The sequence below is a fragment of the Ensifer sp. Root127 genome (assembly GCF_001425225.1).
GTDB lineage: Bacteria > Pseudomonadota > Alphaproteobacteria > Rhizobiales > Rhizobiaceae > Ensifer > Ensifer canadensis.
This window is the reverse complement of record NZ_LMDX01000012.1, coordinates 487,812-504,623: the sequence shown is the minus strand read 5'-3', so window position 1 is coordinate 504,623 and position 16,812 is coordinate 487,812. Positions and strand designations below refer to the sequence as shown.

Annotated in this window: 14 protein-coding genes and 1 riboswitch; of the genes, 9 read left to right on the top strand and 5 right to left on the bottom strand. The window is 60.6% G+C overall.

Annotated features, from left to right (window positions below):
* Positions 1-154: 154 nt before the first annotated feature.
* From uvrA to ASD03_RS16940, 5 genes are all read left to right on the top strand, one after another.
* Positions 155-3,076 (top strand): excinuclease ABC subunit UvrA, encoded by a 2,922-nt coding sequence (gene uvrA / locus ASD03_RS16960; protein WP_025427100.1) that lies wholly within the window; start codon positions 155-157, stop codon positions 3,074-3,076.
* A 44-nt stretch (positions 3,077-3,120) separates the two neighbouring features.
* On the top strand, positions 3,121-3,594 hold the full coding sequence (locus ASD03_RS16955) for a GNAT family N-acetyltransferase (RefSeq protein ID WP_057208748.1): 474 nt from the start codon (positions 3,121-3,123) through the stop codon (positions 3,592-3,594).
* A 35-nt stretch (positions 3,595-3,629) separates the two neighbouring features.
* Positions 3,630-4,433: a DUF72 domain-containing protein gene (locus tag ASD03_RS16950; protein WP_025427102.1), complete on the top strand. Its 804-nt coding sequence runs from the start codon at positions 3,630-3,632 to the stop codon at positions 4,431-4,433.
* Between the two features lie 684 nt (positions 4,434-5,117).
* The gene (locus ASD03_RS16945) at positions 5,118-8,921 is read left to right on the top strand and encodes a vitamin B12-dependent ribonucleotide reductase (protein ID WP_057208619.1); all 3,804 of its coding nucleotides are present in this window, start codon (positions 5,118-5,120) and stop codon (positions 8,919-8,921) included.
* 716 nt (positions 8,922-9,637) lie between these two features.
* Positions 9,638-10,072, top strand: a complete 435-nt coding sequence (locus ASD03_RS16940) for a GNAT family N-acetyltransferase (RefSeq protein ID WP_025427104.1) — start codon at positions 9,638-9,640, stop codon at positions 10,070-10,072.
* A 225-nt stretch (positions 10,073-10,297) separates the two neighbouring features.
* Here ASD03_RS16940 and ASD03_RS41120 read toward each other — a convergent pair whose 3' ends face one another.
* The gene (locus tag ASD03_RS41120) at positions 10,298-10,426 is read right to left on the bottom strand and encodes a hypothetical protein (protein WP_255569869.1); all 129 of its coding nucleotides are present in this window, start codon (positions 10,424-10,426) and stop codon (positions 10,298-10,300) included.
* 393 nt (positions 10,427-10,819) lie between these two features.
* On the bottom strand, positions 10,820-11,062 hold the full coding sequence (locus ASD03_RS16935) for a hypothetical protein (RefSeq protein ID WP_025427105.1): 243 nt from the start codon (positions 11,060-11,062) through the stop codon (positions 10,820-10,822).
* A 253-nt stretch (positions 11,063-11,315) separates the two neighbouring features.
* Here ASD03_RS16935 and ASD03_RS16930 point away from each other — a divergent pair, with 253 nt between their 5' ends.
* Both ASD03_RS16930 and ASD03_RS16925 read left to right on the top strand, forming a co-directional pair.
* Positions 11,316-12,236, top strand: a complete 921-nt coding sequence (locus tag ASD03_RS16930) for a J domain-containing protein (protein ID WP_057214350.1) — start codon at positions 11,316-11,318, stop codon at positions 12,234-12,236.
* Positions 12,233-12,547, top strand: a complete 315-nt coding sequence (locus ASD03_RS16925) for a chaperone modulator CbpM (protein WP_057208621.1) — start codon at positions 12,233-12,235, stop codon at positions 12,545-12,547. The genes ASD03_RS16930 and ASD03_RS16925 overlap by 4 nt, the downstream gene beginning before the upstream one ends.
* Here the strand turns inward: ASD03_RS16925 and ASD03_RS16920 are convergent.
* Positions 12,511-12,978 carry a nuclear transport factor 2 family protein gene (locus ASD03_RS16920; RefSeq protein WP_025427107.1) on the bottom strand — a complete coding sequence of 156 codons (468 nt, stop codon included), beginning with the start codon at positions 12,976-12,978 and terminating at the stop codon, positions 12,511-12,513. The genes ASD03_RS16925 and ASD03_RS16920 overlap by 37 nt on opposite strands.
* Positions 12,979-13,410: 432 nt before the next feature.
* Between ASD03_RS16920 and ASD03_RS16915 the strand changes: the two genes are divergently transcribed.
* Complete coding sequence (locus tag ASD03_RS16915; protein WP_025427108.1) at positions 13,411-13,767, top strand: hypothetical protein; 357 nt, start codon at positions 13,411-13,413, stop codon at positions 13,765-13,767.
* 28 nt (positions 13,768-13,795) lie between these two features.
* Here ASD03_RS16915 and ASD03_RS16910 read toward each other — a convergent pair whose 3' ends face one another.
* Positions 13,796-14,782 carry a DUF1775 domain-containing protein gene (locus ASD03_RS16910; RefSeq protein WP_057214347.1) on the bottom strand — a complete coding sequence of 329 codons (987 nt, stop codon included), beginning with the start codon at positions 14,780-14,782 and terminating at the stop codon, positions 13,796-13,798.
* Positions 14,783-14,877: 95 nt separating this feature from the next.
* Positions 14,878-15,261, bottom strand: a complete 384-nt coding sequence (locus ASD03_RS16905) for a hypothetical protein (protein WP_057208627.1) — start codon at positions 15,259-15,261, stop codon at positions 14,878-14,880.
* A gap of 161 nt (positions 15,262-15,422) precedes the next feature.
* Positions 15,423-15,510, top strand: a riboswitch (glycine riboswitch).
* 146 nt (positions 15,511-15,656) lie between these two features.
* Here ASD03_RS16905 and gcvT point away from each other — a divergent pair.
* Positions 15,657-16,796 (top strand): glycine cleavage system aminomethyltransferase GcvT, encoded by a 1,140-nt coding sequence (gene gcvT / locus ASD03_RS16900; protein ID WP_057214345.1) that lies wholly within the window; start codon positions 15,657-15,659, stop codon positions 16,794-16,796.
* The last annotated feature ends 16 nt before the right edge of the window (positions 16,797-16,812 follow it).

The window sequence follows — 16,812 nt, the reverse complement described above, 5'->3', positions numbered from 1 at the left end:
TTGCGTGTTGTTTGTTCTTTCTTTGTTCTAATATTTCCCTATGATCCTGTCAACCGAATCGAAATGGCCACCAGTTTTGCCGATTGCGCCTCGACATGGGCGTTAGCGTCATTACATAGGGGGCTTTCAACCGACATGCAAAAGCTGGCTTCCGATGAGCGAACTCAAGACCATCTCCATTCGTGGCGCGCGCGAGCACAATCTCAAGGGCATCGATCTCGATCTGCCGCGCAACAAGCTGATCGTGATGACAGGGCTTTCCGGCTCCGGCAAGTCGTCGCTCGCCTTCGATACGATCTATGCCGAAGGCCAGCGTCGCTACGTTGAGAGCCTGTCTGCCTATGCGCGCCAGTTCCTCGAGATGATGCAGAAGCCGGATGTCGACCAGATCGACGGCCTGTCGCCGGCAATCTCGATCGAGCAGAAGACGACCTCGCGCAACCCGCGCTCGACGGTCGGCACCGTGACCGAGATCTACGACTACATGCGCCTGCTGTTTGCGCGCGTCGGTGTGCCCTATTCGCCGGCGACCGGCCTGCCGATCGAAAGCCAGACAGTCAGCCAGATGGTCGACCGTGTGCTCGCCTTCGGCGAAGGCACGCGTCTTTATATTCTTGCGCCGCTCGTGCGCGGCCGTAAGGGCGAGTACAAGAAGGAACTCGCCGAACTGATGAAGAAGGGCTTTCAGCGCGTTAAGGTCGACGGCACCTTCTACGAGATCGCCGAGGTTCCTGCCCTCGACAAGAAGTACAAGCATGACATCGACGTCGTCGTCGACCGTGTCGTCGTGCGGCCCGATCTCGCCTCGCGGCTTGCTGACAGCTTGGAAACATGCCTGACGCTGGCCGACGGTCTCGCCGTTGCCGAATTCGCCGACAAGCCGCTGCCGCCGGAAGAAACCGCGGCCGGTGGCTCGGCCAACAAGTCGCTCAACGAAACCCATGAGCGCGTGCTGTTTTCGGAAAAGTTCGCCTGCCCGGTCTCCGGCTTTACGATTTCCGAGATCGAGCCGCGCCTGTTCTCATTCAACAATCCCTTCGGTGCCTGCCCGACCTGCGATGGCCTCGGCAGCCAGCAGAAGATCGACGAGGCGCTGATCGTACCAGAGCATAACAGGACGCTGCGTGATGGCGCGATCGCGCCTTGGGCCAAATCGTCGTCGCCCTATTACAACCAGACGCTGGAAGCGCTCGGCAAGGTTTTCGGATTCAAGCTCGGCAATCGCTGGAGCGAACTGTCCGTCGACGCGCAGAAAGCCATCCTGCACGGCACCGAAGAGAAGATCGTCTTTCATTATGAAGACGGCGCTCGCTCCTACAACACCACCAAGAATTTCGAAGGCATCGTGCCCAACCTCGAGCGCCGCTGGAAGGAAACCGACAGCGCCTGGGCGCGCGAGGAGATCGAGCGCTATATGTCGGCTGCCCCCTGCCCGGCCTGCGCTGGCTTCCGCCTGAAGCCGGAGGCGCTCGCCGTCAAGATCGACACGCTGCATATCGGCCAGGTCACCGAGATGTCGATCCGCATCGCACGGGACTGGTTCGAGGCATTGCCGGGACATCTCAACACCAAGCAGAACGAGATCGCCGTTCGCATCCTCAAGGAGATCCGCGACCGCCTGCGGTTCCTCAACGATGTCGGTCTCGAATATCTCAGCCTGTCGCGCAACTCCGGCACGCTGTCGGGTGGTGAAAGCCAGCGTATTCGCTTGGCATCGCAGATCGGCTCTGGTCTGACGGGCGTGCTCTACGTGCTCGACGAACCGTCGATCGGCCTGCACCAGCGCGACAACGCCCGCCTGCTCGAGACGCTGCGCCATTTGCGCGACATCGGCAACACGGTCATCGTCGTCGAGCATGACGAGGACGCTATCCTGACGGCCGACTATGTCGTCGACATCGGCCCGGCCGCCGGCATCCATGGCGGCGAGGTCATCGCCCAGGGTTCGCCTGCCGACGTGATGTCCAATCCGAAGTCGCTGACCGGCAAGTATCTCTCCGGTGAACTGTCGGTTGCCGTCCCGAGCGAACGCCGCAAGGCGAAAAAGAAAAAGGAAATCACCGTCGTCGGTGCACGCGCCAACAACCTGAAGAACGTCACGGCGTCCATTCCGCTCGGCATTTTCACCGCGGTTACGGGCGTGTCCGGTGGCGGCAAGTCCACCTTCCTGATCGAGACGCTCTACAAGGCCGCCGCCCGCCGTATCATGGGCGCGCGCGAAAACCCGGCCGAACACGATCGCATCGACGGCTTCGAGCACATCGACAAGGTGATCGACATCGACCAGTCGCCGATTGGCCGCACGCCGCGCTCAAACCCGGCGACCTACACCGGTGCCTTCACCCCGATCCGCGACTGGTTTGCCGGTTTGCCGGAAGCCAAGGCCCGCGGTTACCAGCCCGGTCGCTTCTCGTTCAACGTCAAGGGTGGGCGCTGCGAAGCCTGCCAGGGCGACGGCGTCATCAAGATCGAGATGCACTTCCTGCCGGATGTCTACGTCACCTGCGACGTCTGCCACGGCAAGCGCTACAACCGCGAAACGCTGGACGTGCATTTCAAGGGCAAGTCGATCGCCGATGTGCTCGACATGACCGTCGAGGAAGGCGTGGAGTTCTTTGCTGCCGTTCCCGCAGTGCGCGACAAGCTGGTGACGCTGAACCAGGTGGGGCTTGGCTATATCAAGGTCGGTCAGCAGGCAAACACGCTCTCGGGCGGCGAAGCCCAGCGCGTCAAGCTCGCCAAGGAACTGTCGAAGCGCTCCACCGGACGCACGCTCTATATTCTCGACGAACCGACAACCGGCTTGCATTTCCACGATGTGGCAAAGCTTCTTGAAGTTCTGCATGAACTCGTCAACCAGGGCAATTCGGTCGTGGTCATCGAGCACAATCTCGAGGTGATCAAGACGGCCGATTGGGTCATCGACTTCGGTCCCGAAGGTGGCGACGGCGGCGGCGAAGTCATCGCCAAGGGCACGCCGGAGGATGTCGTCAAGGAGCCGCGTTCCTATACCGGCCAGTTCCTGAAGGAGCTTTTGGAGCGTCGTCCGATGAAAAAGGTTGAGGCGGCCGAGTGAGCGTCTCGGGCAATAGGCGGAGCGACACCGTCGCCGGCTTCGCGATGATGCGGCCGGCGACGCTAGATGACCTGCCCGCCGTGCGGGATATCACCGTTGCCGCCTACGCGCCTTATACCGACCTGCTCGGTGGACTGCCTTTGCCGGTTACCGAAGATTACGTGCCTCGCATCGCCCGCGAAGAGGTCTGGATCCGTGACGATGGCGATGCGGTTTCTGCGATTGCCGTTTTCGAACGGCATGCGGATCATCTTTTGATCTTCAGCATTGCCGTTGCGCCCTCCTTCCAGCGTCAGGGGCTAGGGAGCGAGCTGTTGCGGTTTGTTGATGCACAGGCGGAGGAATGCGGCGTGGCAGACGTGCGGCTCTATACCAATGCGCGGATGGAGCGAAACATCGCGCTTTATCGTGCCTATGGTTTTCAAGAAACGGGTCGCCGCCCGAACCCCTATCGGCCAGGGTGGACGCTGGTGGATATGGCCAAGCCCGCGGGGCAGATGGCGTCCGAACGAAACTAGTTGCGGCTTGAATTCGCCGCCATGAGGAGGATGGGATGACGAAATCCGGAAAGATCCGCGTTGGTATCGGCGGTTGGACCTTCGAGCCTTGGGAGGGCACGTTTTATCCCGACAGCCTGTCGAAGAAGCGCCAGCTCGAATTTGCCGGCAAGGAGTTGCGAGCGATCGAGGTCAACGGCACCTATTATTCATCGCAGAAGCCGGAAACTTTCGCCAGGTGGGCAGCCGAAGTCCCTGATGATTTCATCTTCTCGCTGAAGGCCAGCCGCTTCGTCACCAATCGCAAGGTTCTGGCCGAAGCTGGTGAATCCATGCAGAAATTCCTGACGCAGGGGCTGACAGAATTAGGACCCCATCTCGGGCCGATCCTGTGGCAGTTCGCGCCGACGAAGAAGTTCGAGCCGGAAGATTTCGAAGGCTTCCTCAAACTTTTGCCGGAAAAGCAGGACGGTCTGCCGCTGCGCCACGTCGTCGAAGTGCGCAATCCAACGTTCCAGGCGCCCGAGTTCGTCGACCTGCTGGAAAAATACAAGGTGGCCATCGTTCTGGCAGAACATGCGGACTATCCGATGATCGCCGATGTCACTGCCGATTTCGTCTATCTGCGCCTGCAGAAGGGCAGCGACGATATCAAGACCTGCTATGCCGCCGACAAGCTTGATCTCTGGGCGGATCGCGCGAAAACCTTTGCCGCCGGCGGGGAGCCGGGTGATCTCGCCAAGAACGCGCCCGATCGCAAGGCAAAGAAGGAGCCGCGCGATGTCTTTGCCTTCTTCATCACCGAGGGCAAGGTGAACGCGCCGAATGGCGCGCGTGAGCTGCAAAAGCGCGTTGATTGATGTCAAGTTCAGGCGCGGGGGACCTTCCCGCGCCTCTCCACGCGACCCTAATTGCTCACCCCCAAAACCTGAAAACGAATCAATTTGTAGTGCCCCTCACATCGGCGTTGGTTGTGCAATCGCGGTTGCCCCTGGGGATGCTATTTATGTGCTTTTTTACCCTTCAAAAGTTTGATTTTTCGCCTGCCGCTGCGGCAGTGTCACAGGCAACCTGCCGAAGTGCCTGATTTACAAGGCATTGGCCGCTGTCCCCGTTTTCCACAGCCGATCCACACAACATCTAGCGCTCAAACTTCCGTCACAAACCACCCCTTGACGCCTTGGGACGATTCACGGTTAATGGATTTCACGTTGCGACGGCGGCGGACCGGATTGTTTTGAGCCCGGTTCATTTCACGAAATCGTCGGTTCTGACATGCGGCAAACGCGGGTTCCCCGCTTGAGCCGCAGTGAGGAATCCTGTGCGCTTTTTCGGGCCCGCTTGAGCAACTTTTGGCTGGCATAAAGAAGCTGTTGATACTATATTTAGTGTTTGCAGGCAGCCTACCTCACAAGATACAGGGTCACCCAGATCTGGGTTTCCCTTCATGGATGGAAGCTGAGACTGGCTGCGGAATGCCTCCGCGGTCGGGCGGGGACACTTGCGCCTGTGGCGGGCGCTCGCAACACGAAGGACACGGGATAATGCTGATCGAACGTCGTTTCACCAAGGCTGGGCAATCCGCCTATGCGGAGATCGAATTCCGCAAGGCTACGAGTGAAATCAAGAATCCCGACGGCTCGATCGTGTTCCGTCTGGCCGATATCGACGTGCCGGCCCAGTTCAGCCAGGTTGCCGCCGATATCCTTGCCCAGAAGTATTTCCGCAAGGCCGGCGTGCCGGCGAAGCTGAAGCGCGTCGAGGAGAATGATGTCCCCTCCTTCCTCTGGCGCTCGGTTCCCGACACGGATGCGCTGAAGGCGCTGCCGAAGGACGAACAGTACGGTTCCGAAACCGATGCCCGTCAGGTTTTCGATCGCCTGGCCGGTACCTGGGCCTACTGGGGCTGGAAGGGCGGCTATTTCGCCAGCGAAGAAGACGCCTCCGCCTTCCGTGACGAACTTGCTTATATGCTCGCCACCCAGCGCGTTGCGCCGAACTCCCCGCAATGGTTCAACACCGGCCTGCATTGGGCCTATGGCATCGACGGCCCCGGCCAGGGCCACTTCTATGTCGATCCCTTTACCGGCAAGCTGACCAAGTCCAAGTCGGCTTACGAACACCCGCAGCCGCACGCCTGCTTCATCCAGTCGGTTGCCGACGACCTCGTCAACGAGGGCGGCATCATGGACCTGTGGGTGCGTGAAGCGCGCCTGTTCAAGTATGGCTCCGGCACCGGCTCCAACTTCTCGCATCTGCGCAGCGAAGGCGAAAAGCTCTCGGGCGGCGGCAAGTCCTCGGGCCTGATGTCCTTCCTGAAGATCGGCGACCGCGCAGCCGGCGCCATCAAGTCGGGCGGCACCACCCGTCGCGCCGCCAAGATGGTCGTTGTCGATATCGATCACCCGGATATCGAGGAATACATCAACTGGAAGGTCAAGGAAGAGCAGAAGGTTGCAGCGCTCGTCACCGGCTCGAAGGTCGTCGCCAAGCATCTGAAGGCGATCATGAAGGCCTGCGTCAACTGCGACGGCACGGACGACGCCTGCTACGACCCGAAGCAGAACCCGGCGCTCAAGCGCGAGATCCGCGCTGCCAAGCAGTCGCTGGTGCCTGAAAACTACGTCCAGCGCGTCATCCAGTTCGCCAAGCAGGGTTACAAGGACCTTGAGTTCAAGACCTACGACACCGACTGGGATTCGGAAGCCTATCTCACGGTTTCGGGCCAGAACTCGAACAACTCCGTCTCGATCAAGGACGACTTCCTGCGCGCCGTCGAAGCTGATGGCGACTGGCACCTGACCGCCCGCAAGGACGGCCGGGTGATGAAGACGCTGAAGGCACGCGACCTCTGGGAGTCGATTTCCTACGCCGCATGGGCGTCGGCCGATCCGGGCCTGCACTTCAACACGACGATGAACGACTGGCACACCAGCCCCGCCGCCGGTCCGATCCGCGCGTCGAACCCGTGCTCGGAATACATGTTCCTCGACGACACCGCCTGCAACCTCGCCTCGCTGAACCTGATGATGTTCAAGGACGCGGCGACGAAGCGCATCAACATCGCCGATTACGAGCACGCCGTGCGTCTGTGGACCGTCGTTCTCGAAGTTTCGGTGATGATGGCGCAGTTCCCGTCCCGCGAGATTGCCGAACTGTCCTACGAATACCGCACGCTCGGCCTTGGCTATGCCAATATCGGCGGCCTTCTGATGTCGTCGGGCATTCCCTATGACTCGACCGAGGGCCGCGCCATTGCCGGTGCGTTGACGGCGATCATGACCGGCGTTTCCTACGCCACGTCGGCGGAAATGGCGGCCAAGCTCGGTCCGTTCCCGGGCTTCGCGCCGAACCGCGACAACATGCTGCGCGTCATCCGCAACCACCGCCGCGCCGCTTACGGCGAGACGACGGGCTATGAAGGCCTCTCGGTCAACCCGGTTGCGCTGATCCATGGCGAAAACCCCGACCAGGACCTCGTCATTCACGCCATGAGCGCCTGGGACAAGGCGCTGGAACTCGGCGAGAAGCACGGCTACCGCAATGCCCAGGCAACCGTCATCGCGCCGACCGGCACGATCGGTCTTGTCATGGACTGCGACACGACTGGAATCGAGCCCGATTTCGCGCTGGTGAAGTTCAAGAAGCTCGCCGGTGGCGGCTACTTCAAGATCATCAACCGCGCCGTTCCCGAGGCTCTGCGTTCGCTCGGTTACTCCGAGAGCCAGCTTGCCGAGATGGAGGCCTATGCCGTCGGCCATGGCAACCTCAACCAGGCGCCTGCCATCAACCCCTCGACGCTGAAGGCCAAGGGCTTCACCGATGAGAAGGTCGAGGCCGTCAACGCTGCCCTGAAGTCGGCCTTCGATATCAAGTTCGTCTTCAACCAGTGGACGCTCGGTGCGGACTTCCTCAAGGGTGCGCTGAAGGTTACCGACGAGCAGCTCGCCCAGATGGACTTCAACCTCCTGGAGCACATGGGCTTCTCGAAGAAGGACATAGAAGCGGCCAACATCCACGTCTGCGGTGCGATGACGCTCGAAGGTGCGCCGTTCCTCAAGAACGAACACCTGCCTGTCTTCGATTGCGCCAACCCCTGCGGCAAGATCGGCAAGCGTTACCTCTCGGTCGAAAGCCACATCCGCATGATGGCTGCCGCCCAGCCGTTCATCTCGGGCGCCATCTCCAAGACGATCAACATGCCGAACGAGGCGACCGTCGAGGATTGCAAGAACGCCTACATGCTGTCGTGGAAGCTGGCGCTGAAGGCCAATGCGCTCTATCGCGATGGTTCCAAGCTGTCGCAGCCGCTCAATGCCTCGCTGATCGAAGACGAGAATGACGAGGATGCGCTGGAGGATCTGATCCAGGCGCCGGCCGCTGCCCAGGCCGTGACCATCACGGAGAAGATCGTCGAGCGCGTCATCGAGAAGGTGATCCGCGCCCGCGAAAAGCTGCCGAACCGCCGCCAGGGTTACACCCAGAAGGCTGTCGTCGGCGGTCACAAGGTCTACCTGCGCACCGGCGAATTCGGCGATGGCCGCATCGGCGAGATCTTCATCGACATGCACAAGGAAGGCGCTGCCTTCCGGGCGATGATGAACAACTTCGCCATCGCCATCTCGCTCGGCCTACAATATGGCGTGCCGCTCGAAGAATATGTGGAGGCCTTCACCTTCACCAAGTTCGAGCCGGCCGGCATGGTGCAGGGCAACGACGCGATCAAGAACGCGACGTCGATCCTAGACTACGTCTTCCGCGAACTGGCCGTGTCCTACCTCGGCCGTCACGATCTGGCCCATGTCGACACGTCCGACTTCAGCAACACGGCGCTCGGCAAGGGTATCCAGGAAGGCAAGACGAACCTGATCTCCACCGGCTGGACCCGCGGCTACAAGCCGACCATCGTCGGCGGCACGGCTGATCGCACCAGTGAGCCGAAGGGTTCGGCGACAGCAGCCCCTGCCCGCGCCTCCTCCAGTGCAACGGTAACCTCGATTGCCGGCAACACCGTCCGCAAGATCGAACAGACAACGTCGATCGCAACTTCTGAAATCGTTGCCTTCAAGCGCGACTACGAAGAGCGCGCCGCCGAACTTGCCGAAGAGATCCCCGAGGAAACAGTCGAGACGGTAACGGAAGTGACGGCTCTGTTCTCCGACAAGGCGGCCGCAGAAGCGGCATCGGCCAAGTCGGACGCCAAGAAGCTCGAAGCCGAACGCCGCGCCCGCTCGATCATGCAGGGTTACACCGGCAACATGTGCTCCGAGTGCCAGAACTTCACAATGGTGCGCAACGGCACCTGCGAGAAGTGCGACACCTGCGGCGCCACCAGCGGCTGCAGCTGATCAGCTACGACACTGAAGCCACGTGGTGTAAGATGCGTGCAGTGAGACATTGAAGAAACAAAAGGCGCTCCTTAGAGCGCCTTTTGTGTTGGGGCAGGCTCCGGATTTCTGCCTGACCTTGCTTCCCGCATTTGAAACGTTACGGATTTGGTTTCTCTCTGACAGGAGAGGCAGGTGTAATGAGTGCATTCCGTCTATTGCTACTGCTGCCGCTTGTCTTGCCGGCTAGCTGCGCCTACCCGATTTGCAAGCAACTGAAGCCGGCAGCTCGTGTCTCCGTCCACGACACCAGCGAGGTCCCGATTGCGGGCGCGAAGGTGCATCTTTGGACAATTGTTCATCCTCATAATCGCCGCGGACTTGCCGAGGTGACGGAGACGGACGCATCAGGAATCGCACGCTTTCATAAGAAGGTGAATGGCGTGTTGAGGCGCTGGTCGTGCATGGCTACGACGTGTTCTCTTGGCGGTGGTGTGTCGCCAAACCCGGCTACGAGACGCGCCATCTCAGTTACGATGAGTGGCTCAGCACCAAATCGCCGATCGTCCTACGAGAAGGCGTATCGCAACCGTGTAAGGCGCCAGAGCCGTCGGGATGAAACACTTGGCAGCCAGCACAGATTATGTATCTGTTGCGGCTAGAGAGGCACCGCCGACCGTCGCAATTGTGCATCCGCAGTCTTTACCCATTCGCCCCGCTTATCTGGCTCGTTCCAAATGACAGCCCCCATCATCGACATCACCCTCGAAGATCCGAGCAAGGATGATCTGCGTGCGATCGTCACGACGCTTGACGCCTATAACGATGCGCATAGCGGCATGGTCGATCAGCCCGGTTTTGCCGTCTTCATTCGGGATCCCGAAACGAAGGCGGCAATCGGCGGGCTCTATGCGACCGATGGCTATGGCTGGGCTTTCATCCGCTATCTCGCCATACCGGAAAACCTTCGCGGCCAAGGTCTGGGACAGCGACTGATCGCCGAGGCGGAGAAGATCGCGCGGGATCGCGGCTACATCGGCCTATGGCTCGATACGTTCGAATTCCAGGCGCGGCCTTTTTACGAAAAGCTGGGTTTTGTGGTTTTCGGCCAGCTGGAGGGCGCGCCGGGCGCAATAGCGCGTTACTTCCTGAAGAAGCGGTTTGAGAATTAGCCGACAGCCAAAGACAGGTGGCATGCAGCTTCGCTGCGTATGATCAATGCGGGATGGATCAGTTACGGAGAGCGCCGCAGAGTTGTGGCGCGTCGACAAGAGTTCTGCCGTTCTTGGTGCGAGTGTTGCTTCGGTTGATCGGTGCGTGGGAGAGCGCAACCGTGCAACCGAAGCCTTTTTGGTGAAAAGCCCACTTCCATGGGATTTCAGGCTGCCTTCACCGGATTATTTCGGTGTAACGATGCCCTGGTAATAGTCGCCGTCGCCGCTGACATAATTCACACCACCGCCGCCCGTGGTTTGCGCACAGGCCGCCAAGGTGGAGAGAACGAGTAGCAACATCGCAGTTTTCATAGGCATTTGCTCCTTCAGCGTCGTTTGATCTTCGGCCGTGCGCTACGCCGAAGCGACGCATGACGATTTGACCCGCCAATTCTATGATACTCAACCGGGCATCTATCAAGGGCATTGATTGTTTAAAGCTAATTTGTGCTTGCCTGTGATGTGTTCAACGTCTGCGCGCATATTGGGCGCGGCAAATCGTTGGCGCTTTTGCACTCACAAGGGTGAGCGGGGCAAACAGCAGCACGCTTCTTTCAGCTTCTACAGCGCCGCGCGTCTTAGACGCGCAAAGGTCGCTGTAGCACTTTGAATTGCTGCAGGTTTTTATCCTTAAAACGAATAGGATTTAAGGAAACATGCAGTAGAACTCAGCCGCCTGCCCCTGGGAAAAGCCGAGGCGAAGGTTCACGTCGACAGGTGTTTGCCCGGCTGCTCGCGCTCCCGCCAGTAACGCAGCCTGAGGCGTGGAGCCATCAGCCAGGCGATGAAAGGCGTGAGGATGAAACATGTGACGACCACGACTGGCAGAGAATACTTGGCGTTGTCGGCGAGCACCGGGATGGAAAGCACGATCACCGCACCGATGCCGAAGAGCACGGCGTTGATCATCAGTCCAACCATGATGGCAAGTTGCAGGCGCACGGACATGTCGGCCTCCGTTGAAAAACCACCCAATGGGAACGCTGCCTTTTTCGAATGGTTCCGAAATCCCGATTGTAGCAGAAACGGCCTACTCGCGAAATGAGAGCACAAACCGGCCGCGGTTCGTTTTCTCCCTGTCGTTTCCGCACGGGTGCCCTATGCTTGTAGTCAAGCGACCGATCACCCGATTGGATTGGGATATGTGAGCTGTACCGCACAGCCCGATCCACTGCCGATCGCTTCAGTTTGAGGGAGACCCATGCCGAGCAGTCCATACGAAACCCTGGGCGTCAGCCGGGACGCCAAGCAGAAAGATATTCAGAGCGCCTACCGCAAGCTTGCCAAGAAACTACATCCCGATCTCAACCCCGGGGACAAGGGAGCCGAGGATCGCTTCAAGTCAGTTTCGGCCGCTTATGCGCTCTTAAGCGACGAGGAGAAGCGCGGCAAATACGATCGCGGCGAGATCGACGAAACCGGCGCGGAAACGGCGCCTCGGAACTTCTACCGCGATTATGCCGGCGCCAACGACACCGCCGGTCGCTACGAAAGCGCTCACGGCTTTTCGGATTTCGGCGATTCGGACGATATTTTCTCCAACTTCTTTTCTCGTCGTGGTCGGGGCCAACAATCGATGCGCGGGCGCGATGCACATTTCTCGATGGAGATCAGTCTGCTCGAGGCGGTCAATGGTGCCAAGAAGCAGATCAGCCTGCCGGGGGGCGGGCCGGCCCTTGATCTGACGATTCCGCCGGGCACACGCGACGGCCAGACGTTGCGCCTGCGCGGCAAGGGAGAGCCCGGCTCCAACGGCGCGGCTGCCGGTGACGCGCTGATCGACATCCGTGTGCGGCCGCATCCGCTGTTCCAGGTGGATGGTGAGGATGTGCGCTATGAGATCCCGATTTCGCTGAGCGAAGCCGTGCTTGGCGGCAAGATGCGCGTTCCGACCATGGATGGCGCCGTCAACGTCACGATCCCGCCGAACTCCAACACCGGCAAGGTCTTGCGGTTGAAGGGTAAGGGCATGCGCAAGCCGGGCGGTGGCCACGGCGATGCCTATGTGACGCTGAAGATCACGCTTGCGCCGCAGGCCGATCCGGCGCTCGCCGCCTTCGTCGAGGGCTGGGCAGCCGGAAAGGCGGAGGATCCACGCAAGAACCTGGGAGGCAACGCATGAACGACAGCGAGTTTTGCGAACACCTCGAAATCGAGGTCACGGTGCTACGGGTCTGGGTCGAGCAGCGCTGGCTTGTGCCGCGCCATGCCGACAGAGGTTGGATATTCGAAGACGATGATCTTGCCCGCGCCCGCCTGATCCAGGACCTGACTGGCCCCATGGGCGTCAACGACGACGGCGTCGACGTCGCCATGCAACTGCTCGATCAGATTCACGGCCTACGCGGCCGGTTGAGTGCGTTGATGACGGCAATCCGCAGCCAGGATCCGGATATTCAGAGGCTGATACTGTCTCGTGTGGACGACGAATAATCCACCGCGATCGCCGGCATCGCGACAAGACCGACGGTTTCGGCAACAAGCAAGGTGTCGACGAATTCCGTCAGGTCAGCCATCCGGTCGTCGCTGAAGCTGAACCTGTCCAGGATTTCCGTATCGAACCATGTGTCGGAAGGAACGAAGCGGATGGGCCCAACCCGATGGGCGTAAACCGTGTTACCGTCGACGTCGAGCTGAACCGTCTTCATCTGGCTCAAATCCCAGGCGTCGACCAGGCCGCGAAAAGCGGAGCGCACTGCTTCCGGATTGCTGACCTTCTGGGTCATGGCCCCAAGACGGCCGCTACCGACGATACGGAAGCTGAAGGTTGGATGCAGACAGGCCAGCATGGCCTCAAGGTCGTTGGCATCGCGCGCTGCATAGAGCGAGTGCACGGTTTGCTCGAGCGCGGTGCGATCTGGCATCAAATTGCTCCCTTGTGAAATCTGGGCACGCCTTTTGTATCCGGGGTGAGTGTGCGCGTATTTAAGGCATGTCGCAAGTATATGCGAAGGCTGCAGTACAACCTCAGCCTGGCGTTCGTCTTTGCTGGCCTGTGGTGGCAACGCCTGCCGTCGCCCGGGCGACTGACCCAAGCGTCGAGGCAAAGAGAGCAATCAGGGTGGTCTTCAACCTGTGCGTTCCCCCGTCGGGGATGCCCGAAGTGTCCGGCCTTCATGCCCGAGGGATGGATCGCATGGGCGCATCCCGACATAGACTCTTCGAAAACCGATCCGCACCGCCCTTAGAAGCAATCGTTAGGATTCGACTAAAAGGCGACCGCCAATTTTCACCCAGCTTCAAGCGAAACAGCGCAAAAAGGAAAGGATTAATAGCAAGGAAGGCAGGGGAACAAGGTGGTACAGGTCGTCACGGTATCCGCGACCACAGCGGCTTATGCGGCGGAAGCCGTCAAGCCGAAGGCGCGCGTGTCCGGCGATGGCCCGGCCGATGAGGCGATCACCTTGCTTTCGACCCGCCGTTCCAGCGAGCCGACGATCACCCAGGCATCTATTCCCAAGATGAAGGGCGCCCTGCCCCTGTCGTTGATGCTGATGAGCGCCGATGGCCGCCTGCCGCAGCAGAGCGAGGCGGAAACGCTACGCCGATATCTCGAATACATGCGCGACGACGGGGACATGCCAGAATGGCGCGAAAACGAAAGCCGGCAGGAAGATCCCGCCGGCCAAGAGGATGAGAACGGCGCCGCCTGAGGCAAAGCCCTTCGTCTCATCAGGTCCTTCAGTGGTGCTTGTGCCCGCCGGTTGCCGCAGCGCCGCCGGCCGCCGTTCCCACGGCAAGCGTGGCATCGACCTTGCCAGCCTTCTCGAAGACCAGCGTAACCGGCACGGTTTCACCCTCGGCAAACGGCTTCGACACCTGCATGAACATCAGATGCAGGCCGCCGGACTTGAGCTCGACGGTCTCGCCGGCCGGGATGGCAACGCCGTCATCGAGCTTGCGCATCTTCATCACGTCGTTTTGCATCGCCATTTCGTGGATCTCGACGCGACCCGCGACCGGGCTCTCGACTGCGACCAGGCGATCGTCGGCGCCGCCGCCGTTCTTGATCGTCAGGAAGCCGCCGCCAACCTTGGCGCCCGGCAGCATCGCCTTGGCCGCGCCGCCAAAGATTTCAAGGTCGCCCAGCTTGACCGGGCCGTCCGTGGCCATCTGCCCGCCGTGTCCGGCATGCTCGTCGCCACCGGCGGCAAGCGTCACCGTCACCGTGGGCGCCGGGCTCTTCAGGTCATGGGCGCTCTGCCCCTCGGCTGCTACCTCGTCCCACACCACCTTGCCGTCCGTGCCGCACAGCTGAACCGTCGGGAAGGCAAGCACGGTTTCCTTGTCGAAGCCCGAGATCTTACCTTTGACGACGAAGGTATCGTAGAACTCTTCGGGCAGATTGCCGCCCTTCCAGCGGATCTCGATTGGGCCGGAAGAGACCTTCTCGCCGTGATTGTCATAGGTCTTCTGGTAGTCGCCCTTGATGATCTCCAGCTCCCAACCCGGTTTCGGCTGCGGCTTGGCGAAGACGAAGCCTTCCGGCAGCTTCATCTGCACCTCGGTCGTTGCCTTGCCATCGCAACCGTGCGGAACCTGCAGCACCGCCTTGAAGCTCTTTTCGGATTGCGCGCTGTCGGTTTCGAACGTCGCATGGGCGTGGGCGACGCCAGCGGTTGAAAGCGCCAGGCCGAGGGAAAATATAGTCAGTGCGGTCTTGTTCATGTCGTACACTCCTGACCACGTGCCGGTCAGAGCCCGGTTCTGTCGTGGTCGATGCCGCCATCGCGGCGCATTGAAATTGAATGCGTGGGGAAGCGTTACGACTGGTGGGGAGGTCCGCGCGGCGGCGGCAGAAGGCGCAGATGCCGGACGGTAATTTCGTCTTGCGCGCGGTGCAAATCGGCAAGCCAGTTGCCGGTCTCGGCGCGTTCGCTATGTTGCGGCGGCGTCGGCAGCAGGGCAGCCACCGCAAGCCGGCAGGCCTCGCAGACCGGCGCCATCGATGGCGATTTGCCGTTGTCGATGCCATCCATGCCGAAGCAGATATCGGCGATGGTGCCATCGGGTAGCTGATAGGCTGCGATCTCTGCAGGCGTCAGGCTTTTTGCCATCGCCGGCTTGTGGGCGAAGGACAGGAAAACAAGCGCGAAAGCGGCGACGATGCGCACAGCGATCCGCAAATGTCCCTTACACCTAGTCATTGTCGTCCCCGGTATCGATCCTGAGTTATCCTCAAGCGGAGGAGAATGCAAAGACAGAATTGACGCACCCCCAGTCCGGCGATGGGAAGTGCTGCGACAAAAATGTGTTTGACCGCGACACCGCCCCCTTGCCAAGTTCACAGGTTCGCCGTTATTTGGAGGCGATCTTGTTGGGAGAAACCGGTTCGTTCCGGTGCCGAAGGAGCAACCGCCCCGGAAACTCTCAGGCCAAAGGACCAGCAAGGTGCCGGTAGGACTCTGGAGAGAAGCGTTTTTTTGCGCTCGCCGAAGGGATAACAATCTCAGGCAAAGGGACAGAGGGGGCTCGAATTTGACGGCGTTTGACGCCGGAAGTGTGAGCCGGCGCGCGTGCGCGCCAGACCTGGAGGCCGGAGTTGGAAGAGATTTCCCATTTGAAACATACGCCGCTGCATGCGTTGCATCTGTCGCTGGGTGCCCGCATGGTGCCCTTTTCCGGCTACGACATGCCGGTCCAGTACCCTGACGGCGTGATGAAGGAGCACCTGCATACGCGCACCGCGGCAGGTCTGTTCGACGTTTCTCACATGGGCCAGGTCATCGTTCGGCCAAAGTCCGGCAAGATTGAGGACGCAGCGCTGGCGCTGGAAAAGCTGGTGCCCGTCGATGTGCTCGGCCTTGGTGAAGGCCGGCAGCGCTATGCGATCTTCACCAATGCCGAAGGCGGCATTCTCGACGACCTGATGATCGCCAACCGCGGCGACCACCTCTTCCTGGTGGTCAACGCCGCTTGCAAGGATGCCGATTTCGAGCACCTGAAGAAGGGCCTCGCCGACACCTGTGAAGTCACGATGCTCGACGACCGTGCGTTGATCGCGCTGCAGGGCCCCCACGCAGAAGCAGTTCTTGGCGAATTGTGGGCCGATGTTTCGGCCATGCGCTTCATGGATGTCGCCGAAGCCGACCTGCACGATGTAGCCTGCATCATCTCCCGGTCCGGCTATACCGGCGAAGACGGTTTCGAGATTTCCATTCCCTCGGTATCGGCCGCCGACGTCACGCAGCGGTTGCTCGAACACCCTGATGTCAAGCCGATTGGCCTTGGCGCGCGCGATTCGCTGCGTCTCGAAGCCGGACTTTGTCTCTATGGCAACGATATCGATACTTCGACCACACCGGTCGAGGGCGCGATCGAGTGGGCGATGCAGAAGGCGCGGCGCGCCGGCGGTGCCCGCGAGGGCGGCTTTCCCGGTGCGGACCGGATTCTTGGCCAGTTCGCAGACGGCGCCAAGCGCCGTCGCGTCGGCCTGAAGCCAGAGGGCCGCGCGCCCGTGCGCGGTGGTGCCAATCTTTTTGCCGACACCGAGGGCAAGACGCTCGTCGGCAAGGTGACTTCGGGCGGCTTCGGCCCCACCGTCGATGGCCCGATTGCCATGGGCTATGTCGACGCCACCCATACCGACAACGGCACGACGGTTTATGCGGAGGTGCGCGGCAAATATCTGCCGGTCGTCGTCGCCGCCCTGCCCTTTGTCAAACAAACCTACAAACGCTGATCAGGAGAGAGCGCAA

Coding starts and splice junctions, on each gene's coding strand:
- ASD03_RS16910 (WP_057214347.1), bottom strand. CDS start 14,782: ATGAACAAGACCGCACTGACTATATTTTCCCTCGGCCTGGCGCTTTCA.
- ASD03_RS16930 (WP_057214350.1), top strand. CDS start 11,316: ATGCCGAGCAGTCCATACGAAACCCTGGGCGTCAGCCGGGACGCCAAG.
- ASD03_RS16905 (WP_057208627.1), bottom strand. CDS start 15,261: ATGACTAGGTGTAAGGGACATTTGCGGATCGCTGTGCGCATCGTCGCC.
- ASD03_RS16920 (WP_025427107.1), bottom strand. CDS start 12,978: ATGCCAGATCGCACCGCGCTCGAGCAAACCGTGCACTCGCTCTATGCA.
- uvrA (WP_025427100.1), top strand. CDS start 155: ATGAGCGAACTCAAGACCATCTCCATTCGTGGCGCGCGCGAGCACAAT.
- ASD03_RS41120 (WP_255569869.1), bottom strand. CDS start 10,426: ATGAAAACTGCGATGTTGCTACTCGTTCTCTCCACCTTGGCGGCCTGT.
- ASD03_RS16950 (WP_025427102.1), top strand. CDS start 3,630: ATGACGAAATCCGGAAAGATCCGCGTTGGTATCGGCGGTTGGACCTTC.
- ASD03_RS16955 (WP_057208748.1), top strand. CDS start 3,121: ATGATGCGGCCGGCGACGCTAGATGACCTGCCCGCCGTGCGGGATATC.
- ASD03_RS16925 (WP_057208621.1), top strand. CDS start 12,233: ATGAACGACAGCGAGTTTTGCGAACACCTCGAAATCGAGGTCACGGTG.
- ASD03_RS16940 (WP_025427104.1), top strand. CDS start 9,638: ATGACAGCCCCCATCATCGACATCACCCTCGAAGATCCGAGCAAGGAT.
- ASD03_RS16945 (WP_057208619.1), top strand. CDS start 5,118: ATGCTGATCGAACGTCGTTTCACCAAGGCTGGGCAATCCGCCTATGCG.
- ASD03_RS16935 (WP_025427105.1), bottom strand. CDS start 11,062: ATGTCCGTGCGCCTGCAACTTGCCATCATGGTTGGACTGATGATCAAC.